Source organism: Xanthomonas sp. PPL134 (assembly GCF_040595915.1).
Classification (GTDB): domain Bacteria; phylum Pseudomonadota; class Gammaproteobacteria; order Xanthomonadales; family Xanthomonadaceae; genus Xanthomonas_A; species Xanthomonas_A indica.
The window spans coordinates 27390-49635 of record NZ_JAMDLL010000020.1 but is presented as its reverse complement, the minus strand read 5'-3'; the positions used below and the strand labels follow the sequence as shown (position 1 = coordinate 49635).

Below are 22246 nucleotides of genomic sequence, written 5' to 3'. Positions count from 1 at the left end.
CGCGGGGCCGCGGCCGGGCGCCGCGGCCCCCCCGGGCGCGCCCCGCCCCCCCCCCCCCCCCCCGCCCCCCCCCCCCGCTACTGCTGCGACAGGTATGCGATCGACGCGGCCTCCATCAGCCCAAGCAAGAGCCAAATCCCATCCCCCAAACGCAGAACGGGCCGCAGTGCGGCCCGTTTTTCGTCGCAAGCGCGGCAGGCCGGCTTACTTCAGCTTGGCGTCCGCGCGCAGCGCCTCGGCGCGGTCGGTCTTCTCCCACGAGAACGCGGTGGCCTGGTGCTGGGCACCGGTGCCGTCGGTGTAGGTGAAGGCCTTCGGGGTTCGGCCGAAATGGCCGTACGAGGCGGTCTGCTGGTACATCGGGTGGATCAGGTCGAGCATCTGGATGATGCCGAACGGGCGCAGGTCGAAGTGCTTGCGGATCAGCTTCTCGATCTTGTCGTCGGCGATCTTGCCGGTGCCGAAGGTGGTGACCGAGATCGAGGTCGGCTCGGCCACGCCGATGGCGTAGGAGACCTGCACTTCGCAACGGTCGGCCAGGCCCGCGGCCACCACGTTCTTGGCGACGTAGCGCGCGGCGTAGGCGGCCGAGCGGTCGACCTTGGACGGATCCTTGCCGGAGAACGCGCCGCCGCCGTGGCGCGCCCAGCCGCCGTAGGTGTCGACGATGATCTTGCGCCCGGTCAGGCCGCAGTCGCCCACCGGCCCGCCGATCACGAACTTGCCGGTCGGGTTGATGTGGAACTTGGTGCCCTTGTGCAGCCACTTGGCCGGCAGCACCGGCTTGAGGATCTCCTCGCGCACGGCTTCCACCAGGTGCTTCTGCTTGATGTCCGGATCGTGCTGGGTGGACAGCACCACCGCGTCGATGGCGGTCGCCACGCCGTCTTCGTAGCGCAGGGTGACCTGGCTCTTGGCGTCCGGGCGCAGCCACGCCAGCGGCGAGTTCTTCTTCTTGCGCACCTTGGCCTGCTGTTCGACCAGGCGGTGCGACAGGTGGATGGCGGCCGGCATGAAGCTGTCGGTCTCGCGGGTGGCGTAGCCGAACATCAGGCCCTGGTCGCCAGCGCCCTGTTCTTCCGGCTTCTTGCGGTCCACGCCCTGGTTGATGTCCGGCGACTGCTTGCCGATCAGGTTGAGCACGCCGCAGGTCTCGCCGTCGAAGCCGACGTCGGAGCTGTTGTAGCCGATGTCCAGGATCACCTTGCGGGTCAGCGCTTCCAGATCGATCCAGGCGCTGGTGGTGATCTCGCCGGCGACGATCGCCACGCCGGTCTTCACCAGCGTTTCGCAGGCCACGCGCGCGCGCTTGTCCTGGGTCAGGATCGCGTCGAGCACCGCATCGGAGATCTGATCGGCGATCTTGTCCGGGTGGCCTTCGGAGACCGACTCGGAGGTGAAGAGATAGCTGGACATCGCGGCTATATCCTTGTATTCGGATGAAAAGATGGAGGCGAATGATACACGGGCGCCGGGCGGCGTGCATGATGCCCGGGGTCGACGTTGCCCAAGGTTAACCGGTTGGCGCGCCACGGTGCGGCCGTCACCTTGCCGTAGCCAGATTGCAAGATCGGTGTCGCCGCCGCGGCCGAAGCTGTGCGCAGTCAGCAAGGGGGCTTGCCGTGCTCGCACTCGAACGCCGTCTTCAGGACCGCTACCCGCACTGGTTTGCCGGACGCCGCTCGCGGCTGGTCCGGCCATTGCTGCGCGGTCTGCAGAAATGGTCCGGACTGGACGCGCTGGACGCGTTCCTGGAGGCCAACCGCGACCTGCGCGGGTTCGCCCTGGTCCAGGCCGGACTGGATTTCCTGCAGGCCCGCTACGTGGTCGCACCGACCGCGGCCGACTGCATCCCGGCGCGTGGCCGCCTGCTGATCGTCGCCAACCACCCCTCCGGTGCGCTGGATGCGCTGGCGCTGCTGGACTGCGTGGGCCAGGTGCGGCGCGACGTGAAGATCGTCGCCAACGATTTCCTGTGGGCGCTGGAGGGGCTGCGCGATCTGCTGCTGCCGGTGCGCATCCTCGGCGGCGCGCCGTCGCCGGCCAGTGTGCGGGCGATCGAACAGGCGCTGGCGCAGGAGCAATGTGTGATCGTATTCCCGGCCGGCGAGGTCTCGCGGCTGGGTTGGGGCGGCGTCGCCGACGGGCGCTGGCGCCGCGGCTTCCTGCGCTTTGCCCTGCGTACCGCCGCGCCGGTGCTGCCGGTGCGTATCCATGCGCGCAACTCGGCGCTGTTCTATGGCGCCTCGGCGCTGTTCAAGCCGGCCGGGACCGCGCTGCTGGCGCGCGAGATGTTCGCCCGCCGCGAGCGCCGCATCGCGCTCAGCCTGGGCCGCGCCCGCGCGCTGCCGCAGGACCTGCCCGAAGCCGAGCTGATGCGGCGCCTGCGCAGCGAGCTGTATGCGCTGGGCCGCAGCGGTGGGCAGGCCGCGCCGAACGAGGAAGCGCTGGTCGCCGCCGAGGACCCGGCGCAGCTGGCGGTGGAAGTGGCCGGCCTGCGCAGCCTTGGCCACACCCTGGATGGCAAGCAGATCCGTGTCGGCCGGCTGCGTGCCGGTTCGGCGCTGCTGCGCGAGATCGGCCGCCTGCGCGAACTGACCTTCCGCGCGGTCGGCGAGGGCACCGGCCGGCGCCTGGACCTGGACGACTACGACACTTGGTACGAGCACATCGTGCTGTGGGACGGCGCCGCCACGCGCGTGGTCGGCGCGTATCGGGTCGCCCGCGGCGCGCCGGTGCTGGCCGAACGCGGACTGGCCGGCTTCTACACCGCCGAGCTGTTCCGCTACGGCGAGGGCATGCTGCCGCGCATCGCAGCGGGGATGGAGCTGGGCCGCAGCTTCGTGGTGCCGGACTACTGGGGCAGCCGCAGCATCGACTACCTGTGGCAGGGCATCGGCGCCTATCTACAAGACCATCCGCAGGTGCGCTACCTGTTCGGTGCGGTGTCGATCAGCGCCGCGCTGCCGTACGAAGCGCGCGAGCAGATCGTGGCCTACTACGCGCGCTACTACGGCGACGCCAGCGGCGAAGCCGCCTCGGCGCGGCCGTTCCCGTATCCGGAAGCGCCGCCGGCGTTCGACGAACTGGATGCCGACACCGCCTTCAAGGTGCTCAAGGGCAATCTCGACGCGCTGGGCGCGGCGGTGCCGATGCTCTACAAGCAGTACACCGATCTGTGCGAGCCCGGCGGTGCGCGCTTCCTCGCCTTCGGCGTGGATCCCGCGTTCAACGATGCTGTCGACGGCCTGATCGAACTGGACCTGCAGCGCATCCGCAGCAAGAAGCGCGCGCGCTACCTCGAACGACCCCGCAACGAAGCAGAGGTGGTGGCATGAGTCCGCTCAACAGCCTGGCGCCGCGCCGCGCGGTGTTCGTTTCCGATGTGCACCTGGGGGCGCCGCATTGCCATGCGCGTGAACTGGCCGACTTCCTCGGCGGCCTGCGCTGCGAACAGCTGTACCTGGTCGGCGACATCGTTGACTTCTGGTGGATGGCGCAGCGCCGCGCGGTCTGGAGTGCGGCGCACCAGCGCGTGATCGATGCGCTGCACGCGCTGGCCCGCGGCGGCACCGAACTGATCTACGTGCCCGGCAACCACGACCGGCCGATCCGCCGCTTCTGCGGACTGGCGCTGCCGGCGATGCAGGTGCGACGGCGCGCGGTGCACACGACCGCCGATGGACGCCGCCTGCTGGTGGTGCACGGCGACGACTACGACAGCGTGACCCAGTTCGGCGGCTTGCAGGAGAAGTTCGGCGACTGGCTGTACTACCGCATCCTCACCGGCAACCAGCTGACCAACCGCGTGCGCCGCCGCCTGGGCATGCGCTACTGGTCGCTGGCCGACTATCTGAAGCGGCAGAGCAGCGCGGCCGAGCGCTACATCGAGCGCTTCGTCGCCGCCGGCCTGGACGACGCGCGCCGCCGCGGCCTGGACGGGGTGATCTGCGGCCACGTCCATCGCGCCGGGCTGTTCGAACGCGATGGTCTGGTCTACGCCAACGACGGCGACTGGGTGGAAAGCCTCACCGCGCTCGCCGAGGAGGCCGACGGCACGCTGCGCCTGCTCTCGCATCGCGGCGACGTGCTGCGCGAACTGCCGCCGCGCCTGCGCCTGGTGCAGGAGAACGCCTGGCCGCGCGCGGCCTGAAGCAGGCGATCGGGCCAGGCGGCGCTGCACCGCCTGGCACCTGACTGGGAGATTGGTGCGTTCGACTGCTGCCGCGCCTGCACGCCGTGCCGTGGTCCCGGTCGCGATCGGCCCGGTCGAGGCGTGGCTGCCTCTGCACTGGACGGAAGCGTAGAACCTGGCGTGACCGCCATTCCACGATGATGGTGTGTGGTGTGCATCACCGCCGTGGCATCGGGTCTACTGCGATGCGTCGGTGCGGCATGCCCGGGCAGGACCCCACGTTCGCGCCCGGGCGTCGCGCTGATCCATGTCGCTGCGGCGCGTGTCCGTCGCGTCCCGATCAGTTCTGGAGTTGTGGAGACCGTGAAACCAGGGAAGGCGTCGTGCGGCCGGTCGCGCAGATCCATAAGGATGTGGTGCGGCTTGGCCTGGTCCGCCGTTTCCGGCGATCGCGTGCAGGCGCAGGTCACGGCGCCTGGCGCGCGGCCGCGGACATGCCTGCGCCTGGTGTGCCTGAGCGTGCTGCTTGCGGCGAGTGCGGCCTCGATCGCGCAGAACACGGTGTATGGCTGCGCGGAGCCCGCGGCGCCGCGTCCGCTTCCCGATCCGTTGCTGTGCGTGCAGCAGGCGGGCGTGTCGACGCCGCACACGGCGGGCGAAGCGCGGGTCGCGGCATTGTTTGCGCGTGCCAAGGAGCAGCTCGACGGCGGCCGCCTCGACGCTGCCGAACAGACGCTCGACTGCGCCGCGGCCAACATCGGCGATGCCGGCGATACCCGCCTGCGCTACGAACTCACCCGCCGCCGCGGCATTCTCGATTTCCGCCGCGAACGCCTGCCGCAGGCGCTGGCGCGCTTCGAATGTGCGGCCACGCTGTCCCGGTCGTTGCACGACCGCGCCGGCGAGGCGCGCGATCTGAACAATGTGGGGGCGGCGCTGCGCCGGCTCGGCGATTTCCGTGGCGCCCTGCGCCACCTGACGCTGAGCCTGGACCTGCAGCGCGCGCGCGGCGCGGCGTCGGCGTCCGTGCTCACCAATATCGCCGACGTGTACCGCGAACTGCGCGAGCCCGCCACCGCGATGCGCTACTACCGCGAAGCGCTGGCCGCCAACCGCGCGCAGGGCGACGCCATCGAGGCCGCGCATGTGCAGGAAACCATGGCCGAGCTGGCGCTCGACAGTGGCGACACGGCGCAGGCGCTGGCCTGGTTGCAGGAAGCGCTGGCCGTGTACCGCGCGCAGGGCCGCCGGGTGTACGAACTGCGTGTGCACGATGGCCTGATCCGCGCGGCACTGGCGCTTGGCGACGTGGCGCAGGCGCAGCGCTGGAGCTCCAGTGCGCTGGCGCTGGCCGAGGCATGGGCGCTGCCGTTGCCGTCGGCGTTGCAGCTGCAACTGGCGCGGACCGCCCGGCTCGAAGGCAATGCCGCCGCCGCCGCGGCACGCTTGCGCGCGGCGCTGGCGGCGGCCGCTGGCGGCGATCCGGTGCGGGTGCCATTGCTGGAAGAACTGGCACGGCTGCAGGAAAGCAGTGGCGACACGGGCGCGGCCATCGCCACGCTGCGGCGTGCGAACACGGAAGCCGCCGCACTGGTGCGCGCGCAGCACGATCGCCAGTTGGACTGGCTGCGGGTCCGCTTCGACACCGCCGAAAAGCAGCGCACCATCGACGCCCTGCAGAGCGAAAACCGCCTGCGCCAGGTCCAGCTGCGCCAGCGCACCTTGCTGCTGTGGCTGGCGCTGGTGTCGGGCGTCGCCGCGGTGCTCGGCGTCTGGCTGTGGCTGCAGCGTCGCCGGCAGCGCGAGCGCGTGCTGCAGGCCGCGCAGCAGGTCCGCCATGAGGAGCAACTCGCGCGCTATCGCCGAGAGGCCGATGCGCTGGCCGAGGATCGCAGCCTGCTGCAGACCTTGCTCGACAGCCGCGAGGATGCGCTGTGCCTGCTCGATGCCGAAGGCCAGGTGCTGGCCACCAATCGTGCCGGCCGCCTGCTGCTTGGCGGCGCGGACGCCGCCGAACCGGTCGGGCAGGCGGTGTTCGCCTGCGTTGCCGAGGGCGACCGCCCGGCCTTGCAGGCGGCGCTGGAGCGGATGGAGGACAGCGCCGCGCAGCGACTGGAGGTCGTGGCGCGGCACGGCACGCCGCTCGCCGTCACCCTCGCGCCCTGGCAGGGCGGCGATGGCCTGGTCGTGCTCGCCCTGCAGGAACGCGACAGTGGTGCGGCGTCGGACACCGCGCAGGCCGAGCATACGCAAGAGGCGGCCGCCGCGCCTGCGTTGCGCGATGCCTTCCGACGCGCGCTGGTCGACTTGATGCTGGCGGTCATCGACACCTGGGAGCGCGCCACGGCGACCGGCCGGCTGGAGCTTGCCGAGCGCAGCCGGATCTGGCGCGTGAACATCGACGACGGCCGCCTGCGCGCGCGAGCGATGGAGCGCTACCTGGCGGTCTCCAAATTGCCCAGCAACCCGCGCTGGCGGGATGTGCTGCGCTCGGCCTATTTCGTGCTCGCGCAGTGCGAGGGGCTGTCGGCAGAGGCGCGCGCCGCCTTGCAGTCCAGGATCGACACCGTGCTGGCCTACACCCGCCGAGACGCGCTCGGCTGAGCGCGCCCGGCATTCTTGCTGGCGATCGTTGGCCGCATTGAGGAGCGCGCGCGGCTGCACGGTGCGTCAGCGCCCGCGCTTGGCCGGGCAGACCACGCACGCGCCCTTCAAGCCGTGTTCCATGCGATAGCTGCTGTGGTGGTCGCGGGCCAGGAACGTCGTCGGGCCGAGCACGATGGGCTTGGCCGATCGCGACGGCGCCACCACCTCGCAATAGGCGGCGATGGTGTTCAGCGTATTCGTGTAGGGCTCGTGGCTATCGACCACGCCGCACTTGTCCATCGTCTGCCGCAGTTGCTCACCGTCGAAATCGAACTTCACCACGACTTCCGGTTCCTGGTCCTGCTCCAGGCACCAGTCCGGCGGCAAGGTGTCGTGGCCATGGGCGATCAGGGGAAGGGTCAGCAGCACCGCGACGAGGGCGGTGTGGAAGATGGAGCGGTAGGCAGGCATCGGAATCTCGCAATGCGCAGAGAAGGGACCAGCAGCCTACGAGCGGCGCCGCGGCGGATGCCAGCGCATCCACGGGTATAGACCGGGAATAAATCCGCCTAACGCATTGATTTCCAGGATGGTGGCATTCGCGCCACAGGTGCAGCGCGCGCCCGGTGCAGGCCTGCCGCCGCACTCGGCCTCGCCAATCCCGCCCGGTTCGTTCCGCGGGCGGCCCGGCTTCGCCCTCGTGCTGCGCCGACGCGCTGCCTAGCCTGAAATCGCCGGATCGCAGCGTCTGCCGATGCGGCGGTGGCCATCCCCCGGGGGCGATCCACGTACCCCAGCCATCTCCAATCCCTTCCATAGAGCGAGAGAACCCTCATGAAGAAGAAGTTCCTTGTCGCAACCGCCCTGCTGGCGGGCAGTGTCGTCGGCGCCCCTGCGCTGGCGGTCGAAAACCCGATGGACCAGGCCGGCATCCAGCACAACATGTACCTGGGCTGCCTGATGGAACTCAATGTCTCGGCTGAAGATGCCCTGGCGGTGCTGGTCAAGAAATGTGGCTATGCTCCAGGTGTGCCGATCGAGCGGTTCGTTGCCACGCAGCAGCCCATCGTCGATGGCGTCGATCCGACCCGGCCGATGACCGAGAACCTGGCCGGGCTGCGCCAGCAGCTCAGTGCCTATGAATTCTCGTTCATCGTGCGCATGGACCAGATCGTCGAGAACGCCGAGGACCTGGACGCCGCTGCGGTGCAGTTCGAGGAACTGGAGCGGGAGGCCATCGCGCGGCTCGATCCCAGGTCGAAGAACGGCGCGCTGATCCTCGGCGGGCTGAGCGTGGCCAAGCACTCCAACCGCTACTGGGCCAATGTCGTGGCCGAGCGTGGCGAGGCCGCGGCGGGTGGCACCGCAGCGAAGAAAAAGGGACGGTTCTGGCGGTGGCTGGCGGTCATCGGATCGGACGCGGCCGGCTTCCTGCTCACCGAAAATCCCGTCGTCGCGGCCGCCACCTCCAACACGGTCTACGACATCGTCCTTGGCGAGACCACAACGCCCACCCCGGGAGATTAATCCCATTCCGATGACTGTCCAGTTCCGATCCGGACAGTGTCCTGGCGCCGGGCGGCGTTCTGCCGGTGCGATTTTCCCAACGCCCAGAGAAGAACGGCCTCCCACTGCGCACCGTCGTCGTGGCGTTACGTCGCGGAGTCTGAGCAAGACCACATCGCCACAGCCTTCCCTTGAGAGAACCTATACATGAACAAAAAGTCCCTTGCCGCAAGCCTTGTGCTCTTGGCCGGTGGTGCCGTCGGCGTCCCCGTGCAGGCCGCAGAGAACCCCATGGACCACGCCGGCGTCCAGCACAACATGTACCTCGGCTGCCTGATGGACCTGAACCCGTCGCACGACGAGGCGTTGACCGTGCTGATCAAGAAGTGCGGCTACGACCCCGGCATGTCGCTGGAGCGGTTCATCGCCACGCAGCAGCCGATCATCGATGGGATCGACCCGACCCGGTCGGTGACCGAAAACCTGACGGGACTGCGCCAGCGGTTCAGTGCCGATGAATTCGCGTTCGTGGTGCGGATCGACCAGATCGTCGAGAATGGCGAGGACCTGGAGGCTGCGGCAGTACAGTTCGAGGACCTGGAGCGCGACGCCATGGCAAAGCTCGATCCCACCTCCAAGAACGGCGCGCTGATCCTGGGAGGGTTGAGCGTAGCCAGGCACTCCACGCGTTACTGGTCCAGGCAGGCGGCCGAAAGCGGTGAGGTTGCGGCAGAGGGCGCGACCTCGAAGAAGAAGGGACGATTCTGGAAGTGGCTGGGCGTCATCGCAGTCGACGTAATGAGCTATTTCGAATCGGAAAATCCCGGTACGGCGGCTACGTCCTCCGACGATGCGTACTCGCTGTTCTTCGAAGACTTCGGAGTCTGATCCGGGTGCTGCCTGAGTAGGGGAAGGGCGCCCTGGTGAGGTGCCTTTCCTTTTTGAGTCAGTCGGCCAGCCAAGCCGATGGGTGCTTCATGTTCCGGTGCATGCGCTGTGCGCAACGCCTACTCGGTCGCCGTCGTGACAGGCACCTTCGTGCAACGCAGCCGAACAGCGTCAGGACTGAAGCCCCTCACACACCTGCATGCCGCACATCTGCAGTTGCTCAAACCAGGCCACTGTGGGAGCGGCGTCCGCCCCAAAGGCTGTGTCACCTCTGCCGCTTGCAATGCATCAACACCGCCGCGCACCCATCGCCGCATCGCTGCTAGCATCGGCCGATGGATTCCCTCACCCAGATCGTGCTTGGCGGCGCCATTGCCGCCGCCATCACCCCAGCCGCACATCGGCGCGCGGCATTGCTCGCCGGCGCCGCGCTCGGCACCTTGCCGGATCTCGATTCGCTGATCCTGTTGCCGCTGACCCGCGACCCGGTCACGTTGATGACGGTGCATCGCAGCTTCAGTCATTCGCTGTTCGTGCTGCCGCTGCTCGGCTGGCTGATCTGGTGGCTGTTCCGCCGCTTCGGCCACGGGCGGGTCGCCGAAGCGCCGCGCCGCTGGTTCTGGGCGATCCAACTGGCGCTGATCACCCATCCCTTGCTGGATGCGTTCACTGTCTACGGCACACAGCTGTGGTGGCCGCTGAGGCCGCCGCCAACCATGTGGTCGAGTGTGTTCATCATCGATCCCGCCTACACGCTGTGGCTGCTGCTGGCCTGCGCCATCGCCTGGTTTGCCCGCGCGCGGCGCGTGGCGCAGCAGGCCTTGCTTGCCGGACTGCTGTTGAGCAGCGCTTACCTGGGCTGGTCGCTGCTGGCCAAGCAGCTGGTCGATCGCGAGGCTGACCGCGCGCTGGCGGCGATGGGCCTGGCGCAGGCGCCGCGCTTTTCAGTGCCGATGCCGTTCAACACGCTGTTGTGGCGGGTGGTGGCGATGACGCCGAGTGGCTACGTGATTGGCGAGCGTTCGCTGGTCGCCGATCACGGGCCGATGCGCTTCCAGGGCTATCCCTCCAACACCCAGGCGCTGGCACAAGTGCGCGACCTGCCGGCGGTGCAGCGTCTGAGCTGGTTCAATCGCGGTTTCATGCGCGCGCAGGTCAGGGACGGCGAGCTGGTGCTCAGCGACCTGCGCATGGGCCTGGAGCCGGACTACAACTTCAATTTCGCGGTGGCGCGGCAGCAGGGCGACAGCTGGGAGGCGATGCCGCCGCGGCAGTTGCAGGCCACCTACCGGGCGCCGGAAGCACGTGGGCAGATTCGGGCAGCGCTGGTGCGGATGTGGCAACGGATCTGGGTCGAACCGGCGTCATCCGCGCCGGTCAGCGCGCAGGCGCCGACAGCGGCGCATTGAGCACGGCGCAATCGGCCGTGGCGTGATGCGCCTTCATTGCCGGCGCCAAGTCGCAATAAGCGGCAATCGCTGCCAGGGTATACGAGAAGACTTTTCGTGCTCGGCTGCCCCGCACGTGGCCATCACCTGCCGCAATTGTTCCCCGTCGAAATCGAACTTCATCACCGCCTCCGACTTGTGATCCTGCTCCAGGCAGCAGTCCGGCGGCAGGGTGCCGTGGGCGTGGGCGGCCCAGGGGATGTGTCAGGAGGGCCGCGACGACGGCGGCATGGACGACGGGGTGCTGGCAGGCAGTGAGCTTCCTAAACAGAAAAGCTCGCATCAGCCTAGTTGCAGCGGCGATGCGGATTCCAGCGCAGCCGCGGGTATGGATCGGGATTGAGTCGACGTAAGGGATTGATTCTTCGATTGTGACACGCCGCCGCAAACCAGGGCCGCGTCTCCGCGATGCGGCGGTGGTGCCCACGGATTCGCCAATTCGACCCGGTTCGTTCCCGTCGCGACCCGGTTTCGCCCTCGTGTGTCGCCGCAGACCCGCCTAGCCTGAATCGTCGCATTGCGCCGTGTGCCGGTGCGGTGTTGATCGCCTCGCCTGGTCCTCCGCAGGAACGTCGGAAGACCTGGCCACTCTCTATCCATTGCATGGGAACACGCATGAATAAGAAGCTCTTTGCTGCAACCGCCATCCTGCTGATCGGCAATGCCTTCGGCGCCGCTCCTGCGCTGGCGGCTGAGAACCCGAAGGACCAGGCGGGCATCCAGCACAACATGTACCTGAGCTGCTTGATGGACACCAAGGCCTCGCCCGACGATGCGCTGGTCGTCCTGGTCGAGAAGTGCGGTTACGACCCCGGCATGCCGCTGGAGCGCTTCATCGCCACGCGCAAGCCCATGATCGATGCGATCGATCCGACCCGGCCGATGACCGAGAGCCTGACCGGGCTACGCCAGGAGCTCAGTGCCTACGAGTTCTCGTTCATCGTGCGGATGGACCAGATCGTGCAGAACGCCGGGAGCCTGGACGCGGCGACGGTGCAATTCGAGGAATTGGAACGCGAAGGCATCGCGCGGCTCGACCCCAAGTCGAAGAATGGCGCGCTGGTTCTGGGCGGCCTAAGCGTAATCAGGCACTCCGCGCGCTACTGGTCCAAATTTGCGGTGGGTACCACGTCGAAATACGCCGCGTCTCCGGACCCGAACAAGGGCTGGTTGATCGTCGCAGGGTCCGATACGTTAGGTTACTTTTTGTTTCGCGATGGCGATCAGGGGGCTTCCCTCTCCCATGCAATGTTTAACCATCTCGTTTCAGAAGGGTATTTCCCACTCTACGCGAACTAAGAGCCTTCCCACGGTCTCGGCTTCAGGCAGCGCAGATGAAGTGAAGGATGGCGGGGCGGCAGGCATCGGAGTTCTCCCGACGCAAGAGAGGGGATTGGCAGCCTAAGCGGCGGTGCCGCGGATTCAAGCGCATCCGCGGGTATGGATCGGGAACGAATCGGCCTAAGGCATTGATTCCTCCATCATGGAGTGCCCGCCGTAAGCCAGGACCGCGTTTGCGCGATGCAGTGGCGGTGCCCACGGGTTCGCCAATTCGACCCGGTTCGTTCCCGTCGCGACCCGGTTTCGCCCTCGTGCGTCGCCGCAGACCCGCCTAGCCTGAAACCGTCGCATCGCGCCGCGTGCCGATGCGGTGTGGTCGCCTCGCCTGGGTCCGCCGCAGGAACGTCGGAGATCTGGGCCACCCTCCATCCATTGCATGAGAAAGTTGATGAACAAAAAATTCTTTGTCGCAACCGCCATCCTCCTGGTCGGCAGTGCCTTCGGCGCCGCCCCTGCGCTGGCGGCCGAGAACCCGATGGACCAGGCGGGCATCCAGCACAACATGTATCTGGGCTGCCTGCTGGAGACGAAGGCCTCGCCCGACGAGGCCATCGCCGTCCTGGTCCAGAAGTGTGGCTACAACCCCGGCATGCGGCTGGAGCGCTTCATCGCCACGCACCAGCCCATGATCGATGCAATCGATCCGTTCCGGCCGATGACCGAAAACCTGGTCGAGTTGCGTCAACAACTCAGTGCCTACGAGTTCTCGTTCATCGTGCGAATGGACCAGATCGTGCAGAACACCGAGGGTCTGGACGCGGCGTCGGTGCAATTCGAGGAATTGGAACGGGAAGGCATCGCGCGGCTCGATCCCAAGTCGAAGACTGGCGCGCTGGTTCTGGGCGGGCTGAGCGTGGCCAGACACTCCGCGCGCTATTGGTCCAAATTTGCAACCGGCACCACAGCGAAATACGCTTCGTCTCCGGACCCGAAAAAGGGCTGGTCGATTGTCACGGCGTGTGATGTGGGCGGGTACTTCGCCCTTGGTCTCAGCGGTAACAGCGCAGTGGCGTCTAGCTTCTCCTATGGAGCCTTTAACATCCTTGTTTCACAAGGATATTTCCCGCTCTACGCAAACTAAAAAATCCTCTTCATGATCTCGCTTTAGGCAGTGCAGATGAAATAAACAAAGGCGTTCCCGCTGAGGGACGCCTTTGTCTATCAGACACACCGAGAATGCGGACATGTCGCTGCTATCTGGTGTGCAGGCGCCAGCGGCGCCATGAACGGGGCTCAATACACCGTCGCATGCGCCTGCACGAACGAATAGAAGAACACCGCGTCCGGGTCGCTCTGCACCTGCGCCATCTCCCGGCGCATGCCAGCCACGGTCTCCGCATCCACCGCGCCGGCCTGCAACAGCCGTTCGGCCGCCGACAGCAACAGTTCCTCCCAGAACCCGATCATGGTCTTGCGCCGCGCCGGCTCGCGGTTGTCCAGGTGCAGGGTCTTGATCTCGGTGCTGACGTCGCGATAGCCGCCGGCCAGCAGCAGGTTGCCGAGCTTGGCGCCGACGAACGGGTCCGCCGTGGTCGTACTGGAAGTCGTTGAACGCCATCCAGTAGCGCCACACGTTCGGCGAGTACGGGTGCAGCAGGAACGAGGCGTTCATCACCTCGGTCACGTAGACCGGCGAGCCCGGCGCCAGCACCCGCCGCACTTCGCTGAGCACTCGCGCCGGTGACGGTACGTGCTCCAGCACCCAGCACAGGAATGCCGCATCGAAGCTACGTGGCTGGAACGGCAGGTCGCCGGCGTCGGCCTGCTGCAGGGTGTAGCGATCCTGGCACCAGGGCATGCGCTGCAGGTTGTCGCGCGCGGCCTGCAGCTGCGCCTCGCTCAGGTCGACGCCGGTGACGTGCAGGTCGGGAAAGCGCCGCAGCAGCACCTCGGTCTGCGCGCCGACGCCGCTGCCCACTTCCAGCAGGCGCCGCGCGCCGGTGTAGTCGATCTGGTTGAACAGGGTTGCTTCCAGCAAGCGCGCCTGCTTCAGCAGGCGTGCCTGTTCGGTGTCGGAATAGCCGTGCAGATAGGTCGGGGTGTCGGGAGACGTGCCCATGGCGGTGCTCCAGGGAGAAGAAAACGTCAGGCGGCGGCGGACAAGGCCGGCGGCACCCCGGCGATCAGCGCATCGAAGTACTCGGCGGTCAGCGCCAGTTGCGCCTGCGCGCTCTCGGCGCGGTTGACCACGGCACGGAACGCGGCGTTTTCCGGCCGGTCCTTGGCGTACCAGCCCAGATGCTTGCGCGCGATGCGCACGCCCTGCGCCTCGCCGTAGAAATCGTGCAGGGCCTGCAGGTGGCCGAGCAGGGTGTCGCGCACGAACGCCAGCGACGGCGCCGGCTGCAGTTCGCCGGTGGCCAGGTAGTGGGCGATTTCGCCGAAGATCCACGGCCGGCCCTGCGCCGCGCGCCCGACCATCACCGCATCGGCGCCGGTCGCGGCCAGCACGTGCGCGGCCTTCTGCGGCGAATCGATGTCGCCGTTGGCGATCACCGGAATGCGCAGCATGGCCTTGATCTGGGCGATGGTGGCGTACTCGGCCTGGCCGCTGTAATGCTGGTCACGGGTGCGCCCGTGCACCGCCAGCGCGGCGATGCCGCAGTCCTCGGCGATGCGCGCGATGACCGGGCCGTTGCGATGGTCGCAGTCCCAGCCGGTACGGATCTTCAGCGTCACCGGCACCGGCGAGGCCTTCACCACCGCGCTGAGGATGCGCGCCACCAGCGCCTCGTCGCGCATCAGCGCCGAACCGGCCCAGGCGTTGCACACCTTCTTCGCCGGGCAGCCCATGTTGATGTCGATCAGTTGCGCGCCGTGGTCGGCGTTGTAGCGCGCGGCCTCGGCCAGTTGCTGCGGTTCGGTGCCGGCGATCTGCACGCTGACCGGGTCCGGCTCGCCGGCGTGGTCCATGCGCTGCAGCGACTTGCGAGTCTGCCAGAAGCGCGGATCGGAGATGGTCATCTCCGACACCGCCAGGCCGGCGCCCAGGCGCTTGCACAGCAGCCGGAACGGCTTGTCGGTGACCCCGGCCATCGGTGCCAGGATCACCTTCGGTTCGATCGTGTAGGGGCCGATACGCATGCCGCTAGTGTAGCGGAGGCCGCCTCGGAGCCGCTTGACTGCCGGGGCGAACCAGGCCGCTGAGGCGCGCGGCCGATGAGGGGCAGCGCGCCGCCACCGGCGCAGCCCGCGGGCAAGGCTGCGCCTCGCCCGGGGAGCGGTCGTGCCATCACATCTGGCGTGACAGGCGGATGTTGTCCAGATACAGCGATGCCGGCCGCGCCGCATTGCCGCGGAACTCGATGCGGTTGCTGCCGGCAGTGAGGATCACCGGTTGCTGCAGCGTCGCCCAGTCGCTGGCGGAGGGGGTCTGCGCGAATGTCGGCGTGCCGACCTTCACGCCATTGACGTACAGATCGACGTTGCCGATGCTCGCGCCCGCAGTCGAATAGCGGATCTGCAACTGGTAGGTACCGGCGTCGGTCACGCGGATGTCGTCGCGCACGCTGGCGACCGGGCTGGTGCCGAAGTCCACGTAACCCAGGCCCTGGTAGTTGCGCACCGAGCCGGACACGCCATTGGCGACCAGGCTGCGGATGTTGCGGAAGTCGAAGTGCTCGGCTTCGTACTGGCGCACGCCGGTGTAGGCCGGTGGCGCCTGCGGGGCCTGTACGGACGCTGTGGGTGCTCCGCTGAGGCGTCCGCTGGCGTTGCCGGTGCATCGCACGTTGATGTCCAGCGGCCCGTTGTGCGCCACGCGCAGGGTCAGGCCGTCGGTGGTCGCGGTGCTGGTCACCGTGCTGGGCTGGTGGTCGCCGCGATCGGCGAAGTCGAAGGTGGGCGTGGTGCTGGCACCATCGATGTCGATCGTATCGGTCTTCAGCGCTCCGTTGGGGGAATCGAAGTTGGTCAGATAGATCGACAGCGAATCGGGGAACTCCTTGATCACGCCGCTGGTGTAGGGCGCATAGGTCACGCTGACGGCGGCGCAGCTGTTGTACTTGAGCGGCAGGGTCCCGCTGGCGCTCTGGCCGGCCTTGGACGGGTTGTAGGTCACCCAGGTATTGTCCTGGCGCCCGGCGTAGATGTCGCCGCTGTATTCCTGCGGAAACAGCGCGTCCAGCTCGGCGCGCTTGGCCTCGATGGTGGGCCAGCGCGCGGCATATCCGCTCTTGGCGATCTGCACCTGGAACGACTTGGCGGTGGCGTCGGTCAGTTGCCAGACGGTGGGGATGGCCGGATAGCGTCCGGTCTTCTTGTACCAGCTGTGCTGGTTGAGGTACGTGCCGTCGCCGTCGATCAGGTACAGGCCGCTGAACAGGGTTTCCGGCGAGGAGTACAGGTTCCTGTCGTCGCCGGTGGTGGCGTCGTTGACGATCACCACCTTGGAGCGATCGATCACTTCCTGGCGGTCGAGGATGCGCAGCGTGCCGTCGAGGATCTTGCGGTAGATGTCCAGCTGGATGTTGCGGTAGTGCGGGTAGAACTCCCAGCGGCGGCTGCTGTAGCCGTCGGCCGTGGTGGCGTTGGGCAAGGTGTGCACCGCATCGAGCATGATCTGTTCGGGGCCGTCGAACACGGTCTCGCCGGTAAAGGCCAGGTGCTCGATCAGGTGCGGCGATCCTGCCTGGACCGGGTATGCGCTGTTGTCGCTGGTATACCAGCCGGTGCGGTCGGGACGAATGCCGTAGTGGCCGGCGAAGCCGGACAGGAACATCCCCAGGCTCACGCTTTCGATGTCGTGATAGCCATAGCCGCTGGTGAACTTTTCCTCGATGATGAAGTTGTCGGCGTAGCTGCCCAGCGCGGCGCGCAAGCGCGGGTTGCGCTTGACCATCGCCAGCGGGTTGATGTTCGCCCCCCAGAAGCCGCCGGTGAAGCTGACCGTCAGGTAGCCGCCGTACTTGTGGGTCAGCTTGAGCAGATTCGACCAATGCTCCCAGCGCTGCGCGGCCGAACCGGAACACGGTTGATCGAAGCCCCAGAACTGTTCGGCATAGTTGAAGCCGATGAAGTTGGGATAGTCGCGGAAGAATTCGCCGTAGACGGTCGACTCCAGGTCGGCATCCGGCGCGTAGTCCGGGAAGTGGCTGAAACCGCCGCTGGACGGCTGGATCATCGCCCAAACGCCGTTGGCCGCGGCGGTCTTGATCCAGGATCGCGCGGTTTCGATGCCGTTCTCCACCTGCAGCCAGTTGCATTGATTGCCGGTGGCGCCCTGGTGGTAGATCGAGAGGGAGATCAGCAGCACCGTGTACGGACGCAGATCCGCCGGAATCAGGTCGATGATCTTCTGCGGATCGGCCGAATTCCAGGTATCGGCGTGGACCAGGAACATCGGTTGGCGCGGCGACAGCGGGCGGCGCAGCGGCGTGCTGGAGCCGTCGCTGCCGGCATCGGCATCGGCATCGTTTGCAGCGGTTGCCGTGGTCGCCGGTGTGGCGGTGCGCGTGGTCGCCGACCAGGCCATTGGCGCGGGGTCGGCTGCCGCCGGCGTCGCGGTCCGGCTGTCGCCGTTCTCGTCGCCGCCGCACGCGGTCAGCAGCAGGCACAGCAGCGCGCTGGGAAGCGCGCACGTCATCCATCCTCGGTGCTTGTTCATCGAAGAATCCATTTGCAGTGGGGGAGTGCGTCGGCAGGGGCGGTCGTGGCCGCATCCTGCGACATGGCGAGCGGGCACTGCCTGAGTGGCGGCGAATCTAGCAAGCGTTCATCTGCCGCGACTGCGAACGGCCGCACGTTGCGCGCTGGTGTTTACGGAAATCGCAAAAGACACGTGGCGATTCTGAGCGTGAGGCGCGATGTCGGCATCCAACGGTTACGCACGTCTCATCGCATGGCGGCGCACAAGCACGGCGCAGGCGTGACACGCAACGCATGCGGGCCGCGTGCTGCGTATGGTCGCGTCACACCGAGCAATGAGAAGGGCGAGGCGGGTACCTCGCGGCGCTGTGGCGCACACGGCCAGCCGTGCATGGGCGATGCGCGTCGCTACACCGCACCGGCCGCGGCCCGCCGCGCGCGTCAGCGAATCAGCTGGTACAGCTCGAAGCCGTTGTCCTTGCCGTCCAGGATCAGCAGCAATTCGTCTGGTCCCAGCGCGACCAGGCGGCCGACGCTGTTGCCATGCGTGTCGTCGGAGACATGACCAGGCGCGTAGGCCGCTTCCGGCTCGTCGTTCACCGTGCTGGCGCCGAGGAAGGCCAGTTCGTGGCTGCCGGCGGCCAGCGGGTACAGCGTGCCGCTGCGGCGCTGCGAGCCGCTGGTCTTGCTCAGGTGATAGCCGCAGGGATCGCGGCGGATCTCGGCCTTGAAGTAGGGATAGGCGTAGGCGAAGTGCGGGTCGACCTGGATCGAGCGCACCTTCCAGCGGCCTTCCAGGGTGCCGGGCTGCTGCGGCGTCCGCGCGCGTTGCAGCAGGGTGCGCGCCAGCGCCGCGCCCTTGTCCTGATCGGCATCGTCGTACTGCGCGGCGATCACCTGCTGCAGGCGTTCGGCGGACACGGTCACCGCGGCGCGGTCGGCATCGGCGGCCAGGCTGTTCCAGTCGCAGCGCGGTGCCGCGGCGGCGGACAGCGGGAGCAACAGTGCGCACAGCACACCGAACGGCAGCAGGGAGCGGGGCATCGGGAACTCCTTGTCGGGATGCGGCCGGCGCGGCGGCCGGCGGTGTGCGGTCAGGGAAACACCGCCAGGGCGGCGGCGCAGGCCGCCGCGCCCGGACTCAGGCGGCGTCCGGGGTCAGCCGCGGCATCGACGCCGCCGCGCCTTCGGCCTCGGTGGAGCGTGCCGCATAGTGGTTGGCGAAGCGCACGTGGGTGGCGAACGCGGCGTTCGGCGACTGCGCCATCGACGCCACCAGGGCGCCGTTGAAGGCATCGCCGGCACCGGTGGTGTCCACGGTGTGCGCGGTCTCGGCGCCGATCCGGTAGTAGGGCTGGGTGTCGCCGAGCAGGCGCTCGTCGGGGTGCGAGATGAAGGCGCCGACCGCGCCCAGCGTCACCACCACGGTACCGCCGGGCAGCAGCTTGCGGCACAGCGCGTGCAGGCTGCCGCCATCGGTGGCGGCGACGTCGTCGGCGTCCACGCGCACGCCGACATGGCGCGCGAGCAGGGCGGCGAACTCGGTCTCGTTGGGGGTCAGCACGTCGGCCAGCTTGAGCAGGCCGATGCTGGTCTGCGCATTGGCCGGGGCGGCGTTGAGCACGGTGGTCAGGCCGGCCTCGCGGGCCAGCGCCAGGGTGGCCTCGATGGTCTCGATCGGCGATTCCAGCTGCGCCAGCAGCACCCGCGCCGAGCCCAGCAGCGGGCGCTGCGCCTGCACGAAGTCCAGGCTCAGCGCCGCGTTGGCGCCGGCACCGATGACGATGGTGTTGCGACCATGGCCGTCGACATAGATGCCGCCGGTGCCGGTCGGCTCGCTGCTGGCCTCGGCGACCAGGGCGATGCCGTCCTGCGCGGCCAGGCCGCGTGCCATCGTGCCGCCGGCATCGTCGCCGAGCGCGCAGACGAAACTGGTGCGCGCGCCGGCGCGTGCTGCCGCCACCGCTTGGTTGAAGCCCTTGCCGCCGGGGCCGGTGCTGTAGCGGCCGGCGATGGTCGCCCCCGGTGCGGGCAGATTCTCGCACCGCCACACATGGTCGACATTGAACGAACCGACGACGATGACCGAACTCATAGGCATGTACTGCGTCTCGACTGGAACTGAAAAAAGGAAAAACGGTGGAGCGGATGTTGCGGCCGGATCAGGCGAAGTGCGACAGCACCCCGGCGATGGTCGCGGTCATGAAGGTGGCGATCGAGCCGCCCAGCACGGCGCGCAGGCCGAAGCGCGCCAGGTCGTGGCGGCGCTCCGGGGCCAGGCCGCCGATGCCGCCGATCTGGATCGCGATCGAACTGAAGTTGGCGAAGCCGCACAGCGCGTAGGTGGCGACCAGCCGGCCTTCCGCGCTGAGGCTCACGCCCGGCACCTGGCCCTGGACGATGCGCGACAGCTCGGTATACGCGACGAACTCGTTGATGACCACCTTCTGGCCGATCAGCGAACCGACCGTGGTCGCATCCGGCCACGGCGTGCCGATCACCCAGGCCACCGGCGCCAGCACGTAGCCGAAGATGGTGGACAGATTGGTCGGGCGACCGAGCGCGCTGGCCAGGCCGGTGACGTCGCCGAGCCAGGTCAGCGGCGCGTTGACCAGCGCGATCAGGGCGATGAACGCCAGCAGCATCGCGCCGATGTTCAGCGCCAGGCGCAAGCCGTCGCCGGCGCCGGCGGCGGCGGCATCGATCACGTTGCTGGTGGTCTTCTCCACTTCCATCTTGACCGTGCCGCGGGTCAGCGGCGTGCCGGTCTCCGGCACCAGCAGCTTGGCCACCACCAGCGTGGCCGGCGCGGCCATGATGCTGGCCGCCAGCAGATGCTTGGCGTAGAACGCCTGCTGCGCGGGATCGCCGCCGCCGAGCATGCCCACGTAGGCCGCCAGCACGCCGCCGGCGATGTGCGCCATGCCGCCGATCATCATCGTCAGCAGTTCGGATTCGGTCATGCGCGGGATGTAGGGGCGCACCGTCAGCGGCGCCTCGGTCTGGCCGATGAACACGCTGGCGCAGACGCTGGTGGTCTCGGCGCCGGACACGCGCATCACCTTGGTGATGGCCCAGGCCATCACCCGCACCACCGCCTGCATCACCCCCAGGTGGTACAGCACGCCCATCAGCGCGGAGAAGAAGATGATGGTCGGCAGCACCTGGAAAGCGAAGATGAAGCCGTAGGTCTTGGTGTCGAGCAGGCTGCCGAAGATGAAGCTGGAGCCTTCGTTGACGAAGCTCAGCACCTTCACGAACACCTGGCCGAGCCAGTCGAACACCTCGCGCCCGCCCGGGACCAGCAGCACCAGCGAGGCGAAACCGATCTGCAGGACCAGGCCGGTCGCGACCAGCTTCCAGTCCACCGCCCGGCGGTTGTTGGAGAACAGCCAGGTGATCCCGATCAACACCGCCAAACCGAACAGGCCGAAGCCGATCCTTCCCAATCCCTCGACCATCTGCGTCCCCGGGTCCCCGACCAAAGACGGGAAGCCTAGTGCAGGGGGTGACGGCCGGCAAGGCGAGGCGTGTTCAGTCGGGGATTCGGGAGTGGGGATTCGCAAGAGCGGGGCGTCCCCGCTGCCGCCGACGAGGCCTTGCGGCGCCGCCGCTACACTGTGCGGCCGCCCCCGGCCTTGCCGCGGGTTCGCTCAGCAGGAGGAGTTGCCATGCATTACCGTCGCCTCGGGACCACCGGGCTGCAGCTGTCGGCGCTGTCGTTCGGCGCCTGGATCAACTTCGGCGGGCAGACCGGCCGCGACGAAGCGCGCAACCTGATCGCCGCCGCCTGGGATCACGGCATCAATTTCTTCGACAACGCCGAGGTCTATGCGCACGGCCGCGCCGAGCAGGTGATGGGCGACGTGATCGCCGACCTGCGGCTGCCGCGCGACGGCTTCTGCGTGTCCAGCAAGGTCTACTTCGGCGCCGTGGAGTCGCCGCGCCCGACCCAGCGCGGGCTCTCGCGCAAGCACGTCACCGACGCCTGCCATGCCGCACTCAAGCGCTTGCGGGTGGACTACCTGGATCTGTACTACTGCCACCGCCCCGACCCGGACACGCCGGTGGAGGAAACCGTGCGCGCGATGGACGCGCTGATCCGCCAGGGCAAGGTGCTGTACTGGGGCACCTCCGAGTGGCCGGCCGAGCGCATCCGCGAGGCAGCGCACGTGGCGCGTGCGCTGGGCCTGCACGGGCCGTCGATGGAACAGCCGCAGTACAACCTGCTGCATCGCCAGCGCGTGGAGCAGGAGTACGCGCCGCTGTACGCCGAACTCGGCCTGGGCACCACCATCTGGTCACCGCTGGCCTCGGGCCTGCTCACCGGCAAGTACAACGACGGCATCGATCCGGCCTCGCGGCTGGGCCAGGAGCGCAACGCCTGGCTGCAGCAGGAGGTGATCGGGCCGCCGGCGCAGCGCCGGGTCGAGCGTGCGCGCGCCTTCACCGCGCTGGCCGCGGCCGAGGGCGTGGCGCCGGCGGCGCTGGCGATCGCCTGGTGCCTGCGCAACCCGCATGTGTCCACGGTGATCCTGGGCGCCAGCCGGGTCGCGCAGTTGCTGGAGAACCTGGTCGCCCTGGAACTGGCCGAGCGCGACGACCCGGCGTGGTGGGGCAGGGTCGAGTCCGCGTTGGCGTAAGCACTCGGGCCGGCGCCGCCGCGCCGGCCGTCGCTGGCGTGCCGTTCGATTTTCCGCGTCTTTGGTTGTTGCGGTTTCGATCGCGAGTGCGAATCGAAATGGTCGAGAATGGG

At 68.1% G+C, this 22246-nt stretch carries 16 protein-coding genes and 1 pseudogene; 9 read left to right on the top strand and 8 right to left on the bottom strand.

The genetic code is table 11. The features are described from left to right. Positions 1 to 204: 204 nt before the first annotated feature. On the bottom strand, positions 205 to 1416 hold the full coding sequence (gene metK, locus M3U25_RS19755; RefSeq protein ID WP_010342184.1) for a methionine adenosyltransferase: 1212 nt from the start codon (positions 1414 to 1416) through the stop codon (positions 205 to 207). A gap of 206 nt (positions 1417 to 1622) precedes the next feature. Between metK and M3U25_RS19750 the strand changes: the two genes are divergently transcribed. The 3 genes from M3U25_RS19750 (at position 1623) to M3U25_RS19740 (ending at position 6739) form a co-directional block, all read left to right on the top strand. Next, positions 1623 to 3338 carry a GNAT family N-acyltransferase gene (locus M3U25_RS19750; protein WP_355500424.1) on the top strand — a complete coding sequence of 572 codons (1716 nt, stop codon included), beginning with the start codon at positions 1623 to 1625 and terminating at the stop codon, positions 3336 to 3338. Continuing rightward, positions 3335 to 4153, top strand: coding sequence for a UDP-2,3-diacylglucosamine diphosphatase (locus M3U25_RS19745; protein ID WP_355500427.1), 819 nt, complete (start codon positions 3335 to 3337; stop codon positions 4151 to 4153). Before M3U25_RS19750 ends, M3U25_RS19745 begins: the two co-directional genes overlap by 4 nt. A gap of 405 nt (positions 4154 to 4558) precedes the next feature. Next, on the top strand, positions 4559 to 6739 hold the full coding sequence (locus tag M3U25_RS19740; RefSeq protein WP_355500429.1) for a tetratricopeptide repeat protein: 2181 nt from the start codon (positions 4559 to 4561) through the stop codon (positions 6737 to 6739). Positions 6740 to 6805: 66 nt separating this feature from the next. Here the strand turns inward: M3U25_RS19740 and M3U25_RS19735 are convergent, their stop codons facing one another. After that, entirely contained in the window at positions 6806 to 7192 is a 387-nt protein-coding gene (locus M3U25_RS19735; protein ID WP_355500432.1) for a hypothetical protein, read from the bottom strand. A 363-nt stretch (positions 7193 to 7555) separates the two neighbouring features. Between M3U25_RS19735 and M3U25_RS19730 the strand changes: the two genes are divergently transcribed. The 5 genes from M3U25_RS19730 to M3U25_RS19710 all read left to right on the top strand — a co-directional run bounded on the left by M3U25_RS19730 (position 7556) and on the right by M3U25_RS19710 (position 12985). Continuing rightward, positions 7556 to 8248 carry a hypothetical protein gene (locus M3U25_RS19730; RefSeq protein WP_355500435.1) on the top strand — a complete coding sequence of 231 codons (693 nt, stop codon included), beginning with the start codon at positions 7556 to 7558 and terminating at the stop codon, positions 8246 to 8248. A 186-nt stretch (positions 8249 to 8434) separates the two neighbouring features. Next, a complete protein-coding gene (locus M3U25_RS19725; protein ID WP_355500438.1) occupies positions 8435 to 9115 on the top strand; it encodes a hypothetical protein in 681 nt (226 codons plus the stop codon). Positions 9116 to 9450: 335 nt separating this feature from the next. After that, positions 9451 to 10524, top strand: a complete 1074-nt coding sequence (locus tag M3U25_RS19720) for a metal-dependent hydrolase (protein ID WP_355500441.1) — start codon at positions 9451 to 9453, stop codon at positions 10522 to 10524. Between the two features lie 654 nt (positions 10525 to 11178). After that, complete coding sequence (locus tag M3U25_RS19715; protein WP_355500444.1) at positions 11179 to 11862, top strand: hypothetical protein; 684 nt, start codon at positions 11179 to 11181, stop codon at positions 11860 to 11862. A gap of 430 nt (positions 11863 to 12292) precedes the next feature. Next, positions 12293 to 12985, top strand: a complete 693-nt coding sequence (locus M3U25_RS19710) for a hypothetical protein (protein ID WP_355500447.1) — start codon at positions 12293 to 12295, stop codon at positions 12983 to 12985. A gap of 152 nt (positions 12986 to 13137) precedes the next feature. Here M3U25_RS19710 and M3U25_RS19705 read toward each other — a convergent pair. From M3U25_RS19705 to M3U25_RS19680, 6 genes and pseudogenes are all read right to left on the bottom strand, one after another. Beyond that, positions 13138 to 13963 (bottom strand): annotated as a pseudogene (locus tag M3U25_RS19705) (methyltransferase domain-containing protein). Between the two features lie 26 nt (positions 13964 to 13989). Next, positions 13990 to 14988, bottom strand: coding sequence for a tRNA dihydrouridine synthase DusB (dusB, locus tag M3U25_RS19700; protein WP_355500449.1), 999 nt, complete (start codon positions 14986 to 14988; stop codon positions 13990 to 13992). A gap of 148 nt (positions 14989 to 15136) precedes the next feature. Continuing rightward, positions 15137 to 17488 (bottom strand): glycoside hydrolase family 98 domain-containing protein, encoded by a 2352-nt coding sequence (locus M3U25_RS19695; protein ID WP_355500452.1) that lies wholly within the window; start codon positions 17486 to 17488, stop codon positions 15137 to 15139. A 443-nt stretch (positions 17489 to 17931) separates the two neighbouring features. Next, positions 17932 to 18534: a DUF4893 domain-containing protein gene (locus M3U25_RS19690; RefSeq protein ID WP_355500455.1), complete on the bottom strand. Its 603-nt coding sequence runs from the start codon at positions 18532 to 18534 to the stop codon at positions 17932 to 17934. 97 nt (positions 18535 to 18631) lie between these two features. Continuing rightward, entirely contained in the window at positions 18632 to 19585 is a 954-nt protein-coding gene (locus M3U25_RS19685; RefSeq protein ID WP_355500458.1) for a ribokinase, read from the bottom strand. 67 nt (positions 19586 to 19652) lie between these two features. Further along, the gene (locus M3U25_RS19680; RefSeq protein WP_048490482.1) at positions 19653 to 20951 is read right to left on the bottom strand and encodes a nucleoside transporter C-terminal domain-containing protein; all 1299 of its coding nucleotides are present in this window, start codon (positions 20949 to 20951) and stop codon (positions 19653 to 19655) included. Positions 20952 to 21161: 210 nt separating this feature from the next. Here M3U25_RS19680 and M3U25_RS19675 point away from each other — a divergent pair, with 210 nt between their 5' ends. Beyond that, positions 21162 to 22133: an aldo/keto reductase gene (locus M3U25_RS19675; RefSeq protein WP_355500462.1), complete on the top strand. Its 972-nt coding sequence runs from the start codon at positions 21162 to 21164 to the stop codon at positions 22131 to 22133. The last annotated feature ends 113 nt before the right edge of the window (positions 22134 to 22246 follow it).